General features: G+C 39.9%; 13 protein-coding genes. All 13 read right to left on the bottom strand.

Annotation, left to right across the window (positions count from 1 at the left end; genetic code table 11):
* Nucleotides 1-18: 18 nt before the first annotated feature.
* Nucleotides 19-1425 (bottom strand): glycoside hydrolase family 30 protein, encoded by a 1407-nt coding sequence (locus tag LPB68_RS15255; protein WP_068656886.1) that lies wholly within the window; start codon nt 1423-1425, stop codon nt 19-21.
* 119 nt (nt 1426-1544) lie between these two features.
* Nucleotides 1545-2390 (bottom strand): carbohydrate ABC transporter permease, encoded by an 846-nt coding sequence (locus LPB68_RS15250; protein ID WP_068656888.1) that lies wholly within the window; start codon nt 2388-2390, stop codon nt 1545-1547.
* Nucleotides 2383-3270 (bottom strand): carbohydrate ABC transporter permease, encoded by an 888-nt coding sequence (locus LPB68_RS15245; protein WP_068656890.1) that lies wholly within the window; start codon nt 3268-3270, stop codon nt 2383-2385. Before LPB68_RS15245 ends, LPB68_RS15250 begins: the two co-directional genes overlap by 8 nt.
* A gap of 123 nt (nt 3271-3393) precedes the next feature.
* Nucleotides 3394-4698: an ABC transporter substrate-binding protein gene (locus tag LPB68_RS15240; RefSeq protein ID WP_232510192.1), complete on the bottom strand. Its 1305-nt coding sequence runs from the start codon at nt 4696-4698 to the stop codon at nt 3394-3396.
* Between the two features lie 197 nt (nt 4699-4895).
* Nucleotides 4896-5927: a LacI family DNA-binding transcriptional regulator gene (locus LPB68_RS15235; RefSeq protein ID WP_068656892.1), complete on the bottom strand. Its 1032-nt coding sequence runs from the start codon at nt 5925-5927 to the stop codon at nt 4896-4898.
* A gap of 202 nt (nt 5928-6129) precedes the next feature.
* Nucleotides 6130-6828: a YjjG family noncanonical pyrimidine nucleotidase gene (locus LPB68_RS15230; RefSeq protein ID WP_068656893.1), complete on the bottom strand. Its 699-nt coding sequence runs from the start codon at nt 6826-6828 to the stop codon at nt 6130-6132.
* 29 nt (nt 6829-6857) lie between these two features.
* Nucleotides 6858-7331, bottom strand: a complete 474-nt coding sequence (locus tag LPB68_RS15225; protein WP_068656895.1) for a DMT family transporter — start codon at nt 7329-7331, stop codon at nt 6858-6860.
* 48 nt (nt 7332-7379) lie between these two features.
* Complete coding sequence (locus LPB68_RS15220) at nt 7380-8078, bottom strand: Crp/Fnr family transcriptional regulator (RefSeq protein ID WP_068656897.1); 699 nt, start codon at nt 8076-8078, stop codon at nt 7380-7382.
* A gap of 56 nt (nt 8079-8134) precedes the next feature.
* Entirely contained in the window at nt 8135-8560 is a 426-nt protein-coding gene (locus tag LPB68_RS15215; RefSeq protein ID WP_068656899.1) for a DMT family transporter, read from the bottom strand.
* A 239-nt stretch (nt 8561-8799) separates the two neighbouring features.
* Nucleotides 8800-10854, bottom strand: coding sequence for a methyl-accepting chemotaxis protein (locus LPB68_RS15210; RefSeq protein WP_082865653.1), 2055 nt, complete (start codon nt 10852-10854; stop codon nt 8800-8802).
* Between the two features lie 244 nt (nt 10855-11098).
* The gene (locus LPB68_RS15205) at nt 11099-12775 is read right to left on the bottom strand and encodes an ABC transporter substrate-binding protein (protein WP_068656901.1); all 1677 of its coding nucleotides are present in this window, start codon (nt 12773-12775) and stop codon (nt 11099-11101) included.
* Nucleotides 12776-12848: 73 nt separating this feature from the next.
* A complete protein-coding gene (locus LPB68_RS15200; protein WP_418303839.1) occupies nt 12849-13670 on the bottom strand; it encodes a carbohydrate ABC transporter permease in 822 nt (273 codons plus the stop codon).
* A gap of 67 nt (nt 13671-13737) precedes the next feature.
* Nucleotides 13738-14673: an ABC transporter permease gene (locus LPB68_RS15195; RefSeq protein ID WP_068656904.1), complete on the bottom strand. Its 936-nt coding sequence runs from the start codon at nt 14671-14673 to the stop codon at nt 13738-13740.
* Between the last annotated feature and the right edge of the window lie 186 nt (nt 14674-14859).

Below are 14859 nucleotides of genomic sequence, written 5' to 3'. Positions count from 1 at the left end.
TCTACACTCCTCGTTGTCCTACTCTTTAATTTGTATATTCGAGATAACTATTGTCGTTACTGATTGATGTCCAACAGTCAACTTCATTCCATTTTTATAAAGTGGTAATTCTGATCTAGTCAAATTGTCAGTCTCTGAAGTCTGATAAATTTCTGCCTTTTCACTATCGAACTCAAACGATGTTAAATCATAAATAAGTTCTTTCTCCGCCTGCTCATTTCGCACGACGATGGTAAGCTGTTCTTTCTGAGCATCATATGCTGCTACTGTACGACCATCATCTGTACGTATGATCCGACTACCAGGACGAATAAATCGACTGAAATTAGCCATCGCATAATATTGTTTCGTTATCTCATAGCTCTCTTCTCCCAAAAAATCAGAGTGAATAAATCCCCAATTATTATTTGCACTCTCATCTTCAACGGCTTGCCAATATACCCAAGCAGCTGGTTGAAGAATTCGTAAATCGTATATAATACGCTCCGATAATTCCATAACACTGCTAATATCCTGATGATTATGTGGCTCACTGCCTCCTGTTCCATACTCAGACATCCATAGCTTTAATCCTCTTTCTGCTGTCCAATTCCGAAGTTCCTCAAGGTTCGCACCATTATACGTATGTGTATTTATTTGGGAAATGTTGCGAATTGTTGCTTCATCATAACCATGTATCATCTCTAGCGTTTCATCTACACTATTCTCGTCGGGGCCACTGATCGCTGTCCCTGAAAGTCCTTTGGACTGCAGTGATTCAGAGACCTTATTAATGATCTCTATCTGTTTATCCACGCTGAAATGGCTACCCTCTTGAATATTGCCCTTCTTCCACCAGTTCGAAGCGGGTTCATTAAGCGGATTCAACGTCCGAAATGTCACTCCCCATCTTGCCTCATACTGCTTAACGACTTCAGTTAAATAATCGGCAAAGGCATCATAATATTCATCCTTCAAATTATTCCCACCATCGACTGCTCCTGTCACAGAACCACTATTCGTCATCCAGTACGGTGGTGAATTGGAGAACGCCTCTGCAATCGTTACTCCACGTTGTAGTGAAGCTAGCAGAACAGCACGTTGTCCTATGTCTGCATCCCAATCCCACTGTCCTTCATTAGGCTGAAAGCCAGGAACATCGCCACCCGGGCGAAGCGTATTATTCTCAATATTGGGATCTTCCCCGCCACCGATATTGTAGCGAACGATATTAAGTCCAAGGCCTTTATTAGGATCAAACACCAGATCCATGACCTCATTTAGCTTCTCTTTATTTGTCCATTGCCCTAATACATGCCCCCACCAGGCAAGAGAAGTCCCCCAACCCTCAAAGCCATCATATCCATCCTCAGGTTGTACATGAATGGTTGATGAATCCAACTCAAGAAACTTCAACGTATTTGTCTCTGACTGCGATTGATTCATTATTATTCCTCCTATTATTCCAAGAGTGATCACTGTTACACTCAATAACAGTCCTACCCTTACACGTCTTTTCATATATTCTCAACTCCTGAATATTTGCATGACAACTCACAATGAATCTATTTAATACCAGCACTACCTCCACTAATATTCGCTTCATATATAAAACGTTGACCAAATATATACACAATAAGCATGGGTAGAGTCAGAAATAATGAAGCGACCATTACCATATTCCACGGTGGTACTTGCCCACCCGCAGCAGTACTTATCAGTTGTACTCCAAGTGCTAACGGCGTTTTTTCTGGATCATTGATATAAATTAACGGACCCATAAAGTTACCCCAGTTATAGGAGAATGAAAATATAGCAATCGCAGAAAGTATAGGGTAAGTCATTGGAAGTATAATTTTTGAATATATACCGAAGTACCCCATGCCATCAATCATTGCTGCTTCATCTAGCGATTTAGGAATAGCCATAACGAACTGACGGATTAGAAATACATTAAAAGCTCCAGCAAAAAAACTAGGTACAATGAGTGGCAAGAATGTATTAATCCATCCTAACTCTTTGAAAATGATAAATTGTGGCACCATAGTGACTTCACCTGGGATCATCATTGTACTAAGCAATACAGCAAATAAAATCCCACTTCCTTTGGCTTTCAATCGAGCAAAACCATACGATACGAACGAGGCCGATATAACAGAACCAACAACTGTCCATAATGTAATAATGATACTATTCTTTAAATACGTTCCCATATGATAATCAGTAAAAACTCTTGTTATGTTGTTGAAGGTAAACTCAAGTGGAATGAATGTAAACGCCGCTTTTACTGTCGTAGCATCACTCGCAAATGCTATAGATAACATGTATACGAAGGGTACAAACAACAAGACACCCACCAAGCACAATATTAGATAGGAAATACTCTTCTCCATCTTGGATATTCTACCCATTCTCTTTCCCCTCCTCGTAATGCACCCATAATGACGACGAACGGAACACAATAAGCGTCAACATCAAGATGATAATGAAAAGTATCCATGCTATTGCAGAAGCATAACCCATCTTGTAGAAGCGGAAAGCATTCTGGAACAGATACGGTACAACCATTTGACTGGCATTATCCGGCCCACCTGACGTCATGATAAAGACTTGTGCGAATGTCTGAAGCGCTCCTATGATACCCGTAACTAAATTAAAGAAGATAACAGGTGTCAGCATCGGAAACGTAATACTAAAGAAGCTTTGTCTGCTTGAAGCTCCATCAATAGCAGCGGACTCATAAAATTCTGGTGGAATTCCCTTCATCCCAGCCAATAGTAATACAACACCTCCACCTACACCCCATAACGACATGAGGATTAATGCAGGTTTTACCCATTGACTATCAAGCAACCAATGAGGTCCCTCAATTCCAATCAAACCTAATATTTGATTAATTATCCCTTCTGTAGGTGCGAACAATTGAACAAATAGTAACGAAGTTGCCACAACTGGTACGATTGAAGGTAAGTAAAACAACACTCGGAAAAAGGTGATTCCCTGTAGCTTTTTATTCAAAAAGTAAGCGATCCATAATGAAATTGCCATCCCTAACGGAACTGCAATCAGAGCATAAAAAAATGTATTACCAATGGACTTCCAAAATATCGGATCTGCGGTTAATAGTGAATTATAATTCTCAATCCCGATAAAGTTAGGTGATTGAAATAGATCCCAATCTGTAAAACTCATATAAATAGAAAATATAATGGGTCCTAAAGTCAGACCTAGAAAACCAATTAACCAAGGAGAAATGAATGTATAGAACCATAATCCCTCTCTTTTCTTCATCAATACACCTCCAGGGATTCTACAATACTCATAAGCAGTAGTTAATCATTATGGACAAACAGGGATCAGCCTCAGACAGCTAATCCCATGCCGTAATACGTAATGAATATATGATTCATCAACTTATTTGTATAGATTATCGAGTCCTTTTTGGATACTCACGACCGTATCATCGAGTGTTGCTTTATTCGTGAAATAGGTTCCCAACTTGTCGTCAATAACTTTCATCATTTCGTTCCATTTTGGATTAAGTGGTTGTTTGTAAATCTTAGATTCACTAAATGCATTCATATTAATTTTTTTACCGCCATACTCTGCATTTATAAATTGATCACTTGTTATTGCTGCTTTTGTAGCTGGAGCATCTTGCCCACTCTCGATAATTGGAATTTGGGCTTCTAATGTAGTCAGCGCTTCAATAACCTTGAATGCTTCTTCATGATGCTTAGAATCCTTCACTATCGTTAAGCCATTAAAGAAAGCATTGGTCTCTCCCCACATTGGAGAGATATCCCAATTTATCCCTTCAACCTTAGACAAAGAACCTATATTCCAGAAACCTGTTGTTTCCATTGCAATTTTCCCTTGTGCGAACAATGGATCTGCACCGATATTACCTAAATCGGCAATTTCTACTGGCGTTAGCGATGTGCCATATTTAAAACTCATATCATTTAAGAGCTGAAGTGCATCACGAACCTCTGGGGTATCAAATGTTGGTTTGTTATTCTCATCGAATAGTGAACCACCATTCTGATATACTAACTGCATCCATTGAGGCCACCAAGAACCAGGATAGTAACCCCATTGAACCGTTTTATCCCCTTCTTTTACTGTTAGTTTTTGGGCCGCGTCAAGCATCTCTTTCTGCGTCCAATCTTTTGAAGGATAAGCAACACCAGCTTTGTCAAACATGTCTTTGTTATAGAATACAACCATGGCACCTGCACGATCGACCATACCATAGTATTTACCTTCATAACTCATAATGCTACCGATATCTTCGGAGTATCTCTCCTTCATATCTACACCGTTAGCAGCGATTAAATCATCTAGCGCAATGATTTGATTTTTACTTGCGTATACTTGATAATTCTCAGCTATCATCATAATGTCGGGAGGAGTACCGCCAGCAATCATGGTCTGGACCTTCTGATCATAGTCACCAGCAACTAGAAGCACATCAACATTAATATTGGGATGGGTTTTCTTTACAATGTCTAACCGCGTTTGCATAACCTTCTTGTCTTCCTCAGATCCCCACATCGTTAGCTGCAAATTCACCTTTTTGTCGGGATCTGCTTTCACATCCCCATTACTTGTGTTGCTTGGTGAATTATCCTTATTACCACTACATCCTGCGAGAACACCAACAACTAGAAGCATAAGCACCATCAATATACCAATTTTCTGTTTAATTTCCTTCAACCTCCCTTAAATTTTAGAAATGTTGTGTTCGATTAAAGATTATGAAACCGATTTCATGAAATCGGTTTCATAATGCGATTAAAAAATACCCGTCTACAATTCGGGTCTCATTTAATCTACTACTCAGCTAATGAAAAGGCTTTCATTAGCTGTGGGTTTATTATATTACTACACTTTTTAACTGTCAATACTTCCTTTTATATCTTTTTGAATGGCCCCGTACTCTGCCGCATTACTAAGTATGGCTTCAGAACAATTTGTTTCTTGGGGTTATTACCATTAATAATCTGATCTAGCATCTCTACTGCCAGCTCACCCAACTGATTTGTATTTTGAGAGATTGTTGTTAATTCAGGAATAACAGCCGTAGACAATGGTGAATCATCAAATCCGACAATAGAAATATCTTCAGGAATTCGAAGGCCATGCTCAAATGCTGCTTTGATGGCTCCAATTGCCGTAAAATCATTTACACATAAAACAGCCGAAGGTCTTCGCACTTGATTCAGCATTTTATTCATCAAATCTCTACCACCTTGCACTGAAAACTCACCTGATTGGATCCATTCTTTTTTCAAATCTATTCCGTATTCTTTTAACTTTTTCTTAATTGCTTTTACCTTTACTAAAGTTGTTGAAGTATAATCCAAACCACCAATAAATCCAATATCTCGATGTCCCAAATCAATTAGATGCTGAGTTGCTATAGTTGCACCTTCTGCTTCATCTGTATAAATTCGATGCAATCCACTCTTAGGTAGGTTTCCGTTCACAAGTACTATCGGAACTCTCATTGCCATTTCAATCACTTCCTGAGACAATTCTGGCGGACAATTAGATAAATTTATTCTGCCTCCCAAAAAGATGATTCCATCCACTCTTTTTTCACGGAGAATACTCAAATATTCAGATTCACGACTGTAATCACCTGCTGTATTGCATAGAAAGAAAGTATATCCTTTGCTTCTTGCAACATTCTCTGCCCCCCAGAACACCTCAGGAAAAAATGGATTAGTGATATCCGGTAAAATCATGGCAATCGTACCCGTTTCTTTCTTCAGAAGACTTCTGGCTAGAGCATTGGGCTGAAATTGATGCTTTTCTATAGCTTTCAGTATCTTTTCCCTAGTGCTTGCTTTTACAGGGGCAGTATCATTTAGTACACGAGAAACCGTAGAAACTGAAACATTCGCTTCCTCTGCTATATCATATATAGTAATCGTTTTCATAAGATTCATTCCTTTTCATAAAATAATGACTTATCTCTTAATTGCATTAATGATAACAGAAGTTTTGGTCTAATGAAATGGATTTCATAAAAGCTAATTAGGTACTAAATGTACACATGTAAATACGAATGGCAGGATTATTTTTAATATGACAAAACACAGCCTCCATAAGGATAAAAGGCTGAATTGTCATTATAGTTACCTATTCTTTTTTAACGTTTAGAATGCGATACAGCTCATCAAGCTTTTGTATTTGATAAGTTGGCACAATGCCAGTGACATTAGGTTGCAAACCAGGGTTGAACCAACAAGTATCTATACCAGCTAACTGTCCTCCTTTAATATCCGCACTTAAGGAGTCCCCGATAATCAATCCATGTTCCACAGAAAAATTAGGAATTCGCGCAAAAACATAATCAAAATATTCTTTCATTGGCTTATTGTAACCCGTATCTTCTGAGACAAAAATATTTTTAAATAACGGATATAAGCCTGAATTGCGTAATCGTGTATGCTGAGTCTTCGAAACACCATTAGTAACAATATATAGGTCGTATTTATGTTGTATGTCCGATATCAATTCAAAGGCTCCATCAACTAGATCATGCCCCGCTTCTAGAAAGCTACGATATTTCTTATCTAGTAAGGATCCATCTACCTCTTGTCCGTATTCCTGAAAAAGAATAGCAAACCGAGTATTCACTACCTCATCACGATCTATCTTTCCTTCTTCAAAGGATCTCCACAGACCATGATTGATTCTCTTGTATTGTGCTTCGATTTCAGTGGTTAAAGGAATTCCTTGATCCTCAAAAAGTAAGCATAACGCCAAGTCCTCTGCTGCACCAAAATCCAATAATGTATTATCTACATCAAATAATAACGTTCGATATTTCTTCACTATGATCACTCCATGTCCTCAACGTATCTCTAACCCATGTTAGGCGACTTCGACTTCTTAGACTCACGTCCACCACCTAATTTAAATATACAAATGCCACCTACGATAATTAATACACCAATTAACTGTTGCGGGGTAAAAGGAACCCTCTCCAGACCTAACCAACCTAGTGAGTCCCATATTAACGCAAACCCGAGCTGGGATGTTAGAACAATCGCTATCGCATATGTAGGGCGAAGCAATCTCATTCCTTGGACCATGCAGATCACTACACCTACTCCAATCAAACCACTGAACCAGTACCATGTCTGCATATTCTGCAACGTAAACATATTCTGCCCTTCAAAGATCAGACCGATCACCAGTGAAGCTATGAATCCCATTCCTAAAACTAACGTAGTCGTCGCCCATGATCCCGCTCGTTCATTAACCTTACTATTGAAAATATTTTGTAAACTTACTAGTGAACCTGCGATAATCGCCAATACTAATCCTATAATCATTACCTTTACTCCTCTATTTGCTGGATCTTATTCTATGATCCATGAAGTCTATTCATAGATATTATGTGTGGATAGTGTTCTTAATCTTTCTATATCTTTCACAAGAATGAACCCTTTGGTACGTTCAATCAGACCCTCATTACAGAACTGTCCAATGATCCGATTCAAATGCCTATAACTAGTCCCAATAAAGTTCGCCGCATCTTTTATATTAATGGTGTTGGTCTCCCCATGAAATAGCGAATCGGATTCATCGAAGGAGACAGACAATATATAGCTTGCCAGCCGCACTTCCACCGAATGCATCAGATTGAAGCTCAACGTATTATTTTTAATCTGGAACTTTCGAGTGATGATATTCAGTAAAAATTGTAACAATGGTGCATCATCATTTCCATATTTCTTCAACCACCGATGATGAATACCGATCATACTAACTGATGATACTGCCTCAACCGTGTTGATAATGTTAATCCCCTGGACGTACTCAATGTCTCCAATGACCTCTAGGGGCTTCTTAAAAGAGAGAATAAGTGTTTTGCCATCCACCGAAGTGGTATATATCTTCACCTTCCCCTTCACTAGTACATATAGCATTTGTGAAGGATCTCCTTGAGAGCAGATGAATTCTCCTTGCTCAAAGCTATACAACGTCATATATGGGAGTAATCGTTCATTAAATACGGATTCCAAGTGATGTTCATATAAATATGAATCCATCAGTTCACGATCCTTTATTTCTTCCATTGCTAAGTCTCATCTCCAGCCTTTTACCTATACGTTAATCTAATCCATTCGTACGATCAAATCCCTAGAATTACTACACCAGCGATCATCATTCCGAACCCAATGAACTGTGGCATCCTCATGGTCTGCTTCTCCACACCGAACCATCCATTGATATCAATTAGAAAGGTCATTCCCAACTGTGCAATCATTAGGGCAGATATACTCATCGTAACACCAATCTGCTGAATGGCTGTGACTTCCGTAAAAATGATGATCGCTCCATATGCTCCACCACTTAAATATAACGGATTCACTAGCTTAAACCTGCGCCAACTCCCATCTCTGACGAATAGCATAATAACCATTGCAGCAATAAAGCCGGTTAACTGCGTTATTGTTGCCGCTTGCCATGTCCCAATATCTTGACTAATCCGTGCGTTCGCTACACCTTGTAAAGTAATAAATGCTCCACCCAAAAATGCAAATATAATCCCTAACATTGTCTCTCTCCCCGATTAAGTTTCTCTATTTCATTAAATGATATTTCCTAGTGTGTTGGGAAGGACATATGTCCTAAATTCAAGAAAGACATTGATTTTCATGCTAACTCATAAGAAATATTTGGAGTTTTATTACGGCTTCTAATAAAAAGAGGCTGCCGAGATCATCTCGGCAGCCTCTTTCATATCGTGAAGTCGCTCAATTATCTTGCAGTTAAACACAATACCTCTGTTCAACTTTATTGAAGTTTAAATTTGGAAGCCGCTAGAGCAAGCTCATGCGTCAGTTGTCCTATTGTCTCCACCATGTCAGCAAGTTGTTGTACAGTTGTCGACTGCTCCTGCATCGTTGCTGTCACTTCTTCTACTGATGCAGATACCTCTTCTCCTGAAGCTGAAAGGCTCTGTGCCGTCTCAAGAACTTCGTCTTTATCCTTCTCCAAATCAGACAGATCATCAGCCATTGCCTTAATTTGTTCCGTTATTTCGGTAACATTCTCTAAGATCGTTGTAAATGCTTGTTGCGTTTGACCAACAAACTCATCTTGTTTAACGGAAATACTGTGAATTTCATTTACACTCTCATTATTTTCCGCTACAAACATAAGGTTCTGTTGAACAATTGCATTGATTTCATTGGATTGCTTCGAGCTCTGTTCAGCAAGTTTGCGAATCTGAGAGGCGACAACCGCAAACCCAGCACCATGTTCTCCAGCTCTCGCAGCTTCAATAGATGCATTGAGTGCAAGTAAGTTCGTTTGGTTAGCTATTTCGCTGATAGCCTCCGTAATCTTACTAATATTAGCTGAACTTTCTTGAAGTTTTAATGTTATTACTGAAATTTTGTGAACCTCTTCTTCATTCTTGTCATTGATCTGTATTAGGTTCTCAACGACTTGATTACTGACAAGGAATACTTCCACAATCGCTTCGGCTCTTTCCTTCGCTGATTGAGCTTTATCATTCATTGCCACAAATTTCTCTCCAAAGCCGTAGAATTTGTCTACGATCTGATCCGTATCTTGAGATTGTGATTCCATCGCCCTAGCAATCTCCATTGATGTTACCGAGGTTTCGTTAACCGATTGTGCGGTTTGTTTAGATGTAACATCTAATTCATTTGTACTGATATTTAGAATTGAAATGAATTTATTCATATTTGAAATTAATTCTTTATTATGATCAACCATGCTATTGAAACTATCTGCCAAATCTTTAAATTCACTGTCATACTTACCACTGGCATTGACTGTCAAATCCCCAGAAGCAAGCTGTTTGAATAATTGGGTGAGCTTAATGATCGGTTTGCTGATATAACGTGATAGTAAAATTCCTAAAGCCACAGCAACTGTGATAGCTAGAACCGTGATAAGAACTATTTGCATGAGCATTGATCGGATAGGTCGATTAATATCTTCGTAACTATCTATGACAGAAACCATCCAATCTGCATTGGGAATTTTGTTGAATCGGAGATACTCCGTCCCAAGATCTGTATCCGCTTGGATCACCTTATCAGTTGCCCTTTCCTTAAGTGCTTCATCCATTCCTTCCAATTTCACTCCGACTCTTGAATCATCTAATGAATTGAAAAGCACTGTCCCACCACGGCTCAAGATTTCAATCTGTCCCTCGGCATTGATTTTGATATCTCCTAATTTATCAGTAAAAAACCTACTGTCTACAGTAGAAGCATATACCCCAATCACATTTCCCTTTTCGTCTTTAATTGGTTGCGAGAAGGCAATCAGTAGTTTATCGCTACTCTTCGAAACTATCGCATCACTGATAAAGGCTTTACCCTTCAATGCTTCAATAAAATATTCACGATCTGAGCGTGAAGTTCCAATGGTCTCGGCTTTGCTACTTGCAACGATTAGTCCCTTGGAATCCGTTAGTAAAAATGAATCCGTACCGTTTGTACCTTGAAAGCTACTTGTTAATGTTTCATTTGCCTTATTAAAGTATGGATTTTTTGCTGACAAGAAATCAGCATCCGACATTGTACCTTGCTCTCTGAGTTTCAATATATCTCGAAATGTACTATGATTCGAACTTAGGTAAGCAGCCTCCGATTGAAGTTGAACAGCTGTATACAGCCCTTCTCCAATCCGATCAGCATTTGCTGTGATTTCATCCTTACTTTTTTGCAATAGCAATTTCGATCCTACATTGTAGAAAACTATGGATGAAGCCAATAGTACGATAACTACTAATAGACTGATCAATAGCGGTAATTTAATAGTCAACGACATATTACGAATTCGGTTTAAAATCCCTTTTTTTTCACTCATGATGTCACTTCCTTCAACTTTTGATTTCTTAACATTAGGCATTCCTTTAACCTATATCGGATCATGCCTACAAAAATTGAATAGAAAAATTAGTTGTGATACTGAAGCTTCTTTCCAAACGTATATTGCCTTACGCTTACATTATCAATGACTTTCTCCATTCGGTTGATAAAAAGGCTAGGCATGTATCCTTCTTTAGAAGAACACATACCTAGCCTAGTTTTTAAAGAATCAATAATCAGAATTAATAACCTAACAAGCTCTTAGTCTTTTGGAAAATATCATTTGCCATATCCGTAAAGCGCGTACTGCCATTCGCCTCGACCTGTGCTGTATATTCGTTCCATTTTTCGAAGCTTTCTTGACCGGTAATGAACTTTAATGTCATCGTCTTCACGTAATCTATAAGTGGAGTCGCGATGAGATTCATCTGTTCGGTCTCCTCAGGTGTAGCCATGATTGGTGGTTGTAGCTTGCGAGGCTCCCGAGTCGTCTGGATGCGATTCACATAGTCCCTCTCGCCTTCCGACATTTTTGACATCTTCAACTCTGCGTTACCCCCGTATGCGAACATCCCGTTGCCGAATCCATAATCAACGTTTAATTGCTTCGTTGCACCTTCGTTCAATCCGTTGAAATAGATATCCGAATTAAGCACGATGTTTCCTTCTGCATCCTTGGTATAAGTTTCGCCTTCTACTCCCCACAAGCTGAGGGTCTGTCCTTCGTTGGAATACCAGAACCAATCGACGAAACGTAGCATCTTGATAAATTCTTCTTCTCCGAGATCATCAAGTGCGTTCTGGCTGATCATAATACCATTCTCTAGACGGGAAGTTTCAACTTGGCTCATGCCCTTCGGTCCACCGGGAACAGTAATCATGTACAGTTCACTGTTCGGTTCTTGCATCTTGGACTTGAAATCTGATAATAGCTGATAGTTGGAGTTAATCACATAGGAATCTCCCTTAAAAAACTTAGCTTGTGCTACATCGTCTTCTTGTGTGAAAGATTCCGGATCCATAATACCATCGTTTACAAGCTTATTGAAATACCCAAGATAATTCTTGAAGTCATCCGATCCATTGGCAAATGTAAATTGCTGCTTCTCGTGATCGAAGACCATACCATTGGATACTCCCCAACCGGCTGTGACACCATATTGAACTGCGGCGATGTTCAAGGTGGAATCACCTTTGAATTGATCAGAGAATACATATGGCTTACCGGTAAAATCTTTAACTTGTTTCATCGCTGCAGCGAAGTCATCGTAAGTCCAATTCGCTTGTTGTCCCTCAACATCTACGCCCGCCGCTTCAAAAACGTCTTTGCGTATGATATAGGAATATCCACCGCCTGCAACCTCCCACATACCTGGAAGAACGTAATATTTCCCGTCTTCCTTCAGCTTAGCCTTCAGATCCTCTTCCATACCCCAATCTTTTACGGCTTTCATGTAGTTCGGCATGTATTGCACCCAATCGCTGACAGATACAATTTGACCTGACGCCACGAATGCGGATTCATCATAAGTCTTAGGGATAATGTAAGGCGCATCTCCGCTGTTCACCAATAAAGACTTTTGATTTTCATATTCCGTTCTAGCCGTGGTGGACAAGTCGAATGTTACATTCGTTTTTTCTTGAATGGCGCTCCAAAGTCTCCAGTCCTCCTTATAAGGATAGTTCTCATGGTCACTATACATCATGGAGTAAGATACCGCTTCATTGGAGTGGAACGTCTGATCTTCCCCGAATGTGTAATCTGATGCTGCACCCGTCTCATCTTTTGAATCTGTATTAGCTGATGGTGTGAGCGATTCGTTCTTGGAAGCACCTTCGTTTCCAGACGAGCTACATGCCGTCAATACTACCATCAATACCAGCATTACCATGAATGCCACCTTACTGAATTTGTTCATACTCCTGCCTCCCTTTATCAGTACTTGTATTTTATATATAACGGAAATGGCTTAGCCCCTCCGATTATATCGATTAACCCTTGACAGCTCCGATCATCATCCCCTGCACGAAATACTTCTGCACGAAAGGATAGATGCAAATAATTGGCAACGAGGTGAGAACCATAGCCGTCGATTTGACGCTTGCCGCAATTTGACTCGTCTGATCAGACGAGGCTCCGATTTCGGTTGGACTGACCGCGTTGTCGATAATTTGTTTCAAATACAAGGCAACCGGCCATTTATCCTTCGATTGCAAATAGAGTGAAGGTCCAAACCAGTTATTCCACATGCCCACCATAACGAACAACATAATCGTTACCAATATCGGCTTCGATAAAGGAAGTATAATTCTTGTAAAAATTCCGAATACACCTAGACCATCGACTCGTCCCGCTTCTTCCAATTCGTGAGGTATGCCGGCGAAGAACGTCTTCATCAGAATGACATTAAAGGCGCTGATCGCCCCCGGGATGACAATAGCCCAGATCGTATCTCTCATGCCTAATGCTTTCGCAACCAGGATATAGTTCGGAATGAGACCACCGCCGAAATACATCGTAAACAGTACGAACGGGATGAAGAATTTATTAAGCCGCAGTCTATCTTTTGATAGCGGATAGGACATGACTGCCGTCGCGGCTACCGCGATAAACGTACCTACCACTGAATAAACAATCGTATTCCAGTAGTATAGGAAGAAATCAGGCTTGCTCAATATGACTTCGTACGTCTTGGTCGTAAATTCGACTGGAAAGAACGTCACCTTGCCGGCATAAATGGCGGCTTCAGAGCTGAAGGACTGCGCCACAAGATAGACGAACGGATATAAGGTAAAGAAGACAATCAGTATCATGAATAATCCGTTTATAATATTGAAAGTGTTAAACACTGGCGTTCGTTTCACTTAGATCGACTCCTTTCTACCACAAGCTTGATTTCGTAGTCTTCTTCGATACTTGGTTAGCGATCGTCACTAATATCAATCCGATTACACCTTCGAACAGCCCTACTGCCGTCGCATAACTGAAGTTACCGCCAGTAATCCCCATTCGGTAGACGTATGTAGAGATGACGTCAGCTGTTTCATAAGTCAGAGGATTGTACAGAAGCAAGATTTTCTCGAAATTCGAACCCAAGATGCTACCGATATCCAAGATCAAGAGAACCATGATCGTCGGCAGAATTCCGGGAATCGTAACATGCATCGCCAATCGTAATCGGTTTGCACCATCAATCTTAGCTGCTTCATAGAGCGCCGTATTAATGCCCGTCATCGCCGCCAAATAAAGAATCGTTCCCCATCCGAGACTTTGCCAAATGCCGGACGTGACATAAATCGTTGGAAACCATTCCGGCAATGAGATAAATGAAATCTTCTCGAAACCGAGTGAAGACAATACATAGTTAATCGGTCCCGATAAGGAAACCATCTCCTTAACCATCCCCGCCACGATGACCATTGAGATGAAATGGGGAAGGTACGATACCGTTTGGACAAATTTCTTCAACTTGACTCTCCGCAATTCATTAAGCAATAACGCGAACAGCAAGGTAATGGGGAATTTAACCAGAAGGTAACTGACACTTAAGCTAAGATCGTTGAAGAAGGCTCTCCAGAAAGTCGGATCCTTCATAAACATCTCAAAATACGTGAACCCGACCCATTCCGAACCGAAAATATTCGGTCCGCCTCTATACTTCCGGAAAGCGATAATGCTACCGAGCATCGGCGCATACTTAAAGATGATGAAGTAGATTACCGGTATGACTAGAAACGAATAAAGCTTCCATTCCTTTTTTACATGTTTCCAAAGCGAACTTGTATTTACAGCCTTATCTTGCGTATGAGCTGCCATTCCATCATCACTTCCTTACGAAAATTGTAATCGCTTTCATTAGTTGCGTCTTCGATCTCTGCCAAGTAATCATGTTGCTCCAACAATGTATCGAAAAACATCCTTGGCCATCAATGTTCAAAAACGAATATGATGTACGATATCGAGAAAACTACGAGTGATATCTTGAAACGAAGTGACATTTTC

The organism is Paenibacillus crassostreae, assembly GCF_001857945.1.
In the GTDB taxonomy this organism is placed as follows: Bacteria; Bacillota; Bacilli; order Paenibacillales; family Paenibacillaceae; genus Paenibacillus_AQ; species Paenibacillus_AQ crassostreae.
This window is presented reverse-complemented; position numbering and strand designations above follow the sequence as displayed.

Coding starts and splice junctions, on each gene's coding strand:
- LPB68_RS15255 (WP_068656886.1), bottom strand. CDS start 1,425: ATGAATCAATCGCAGTCAGAGACAAATACGTTGAAGTTTCTTGAGTTG.
- LPB68_RS15250 (WP_068656888.1), bottom strand. CDS start 2,390: ATGGGTAGAATATCCAAGATGGAGAAGAGTATTTCCTATCTAATATTG.
- LPB68_RS15245 (WP_068656890.1), bottom strand. CDS start 3,270: ATGAAGAAAAGAGAGGGATTATGGTTCTATACATTCATTTCTCCTTGG.
- LPB68_RS15235 (WP_068656892.1), bottom strand. CDS start 5,927: ATGAAAACGATTACTATATATGATATAGCAGAGGAAGCGAATGTTTCA.
- LPB68_RS15225 (WP_068656895.1), bottom strand. CDS start 7,331: ATGATTATAGGATTAGTATTGGCGATTATCGCAGGTTCACTAGTAAGT.
- LPB68_RS15220 (WP_068656897.1), bottom strand. CDS start 8,078: ATGGAAGAAATAAAGGATCGTGAACTGATGGATTCATATTTATATGAA.
- LPB68_RS15215 (WP_068656899.1), bottom strand. CDS start 8,560: ATGTTAGGGATTATATTTGCATTTTTGGGTGGAGCATTTATTACTTTA.
- LPB68_RS15210 (WP_082865653.1), bottom strand. CDS start 10,854: ATGAGTGAAAAAAAAGGGATTTTAAACCGAATTCGTAATATGTCGTTG.
- LPB68_RS15205 (WP_068656901.1), bottom strand. CDS start 12,775: ATGAACAAATTCAGTAAGGTGGCATTCATGGTAATGCTGGTATTGATG.
- LPB68_RS15200 (WP_418303839.1), bottom strand. CDS start 13,670: ATGATACTGATTGTCTTCTTTACCTTATATCCGTTCGTCTATCTTGTG.
- LPB68_RS15195 (WP_068656904.1), bottom strand. CDS start 14,673: ATGGCAGCTCATACGCAAGATAAGGCTGTAAATACAAGTTCGCTTTGG.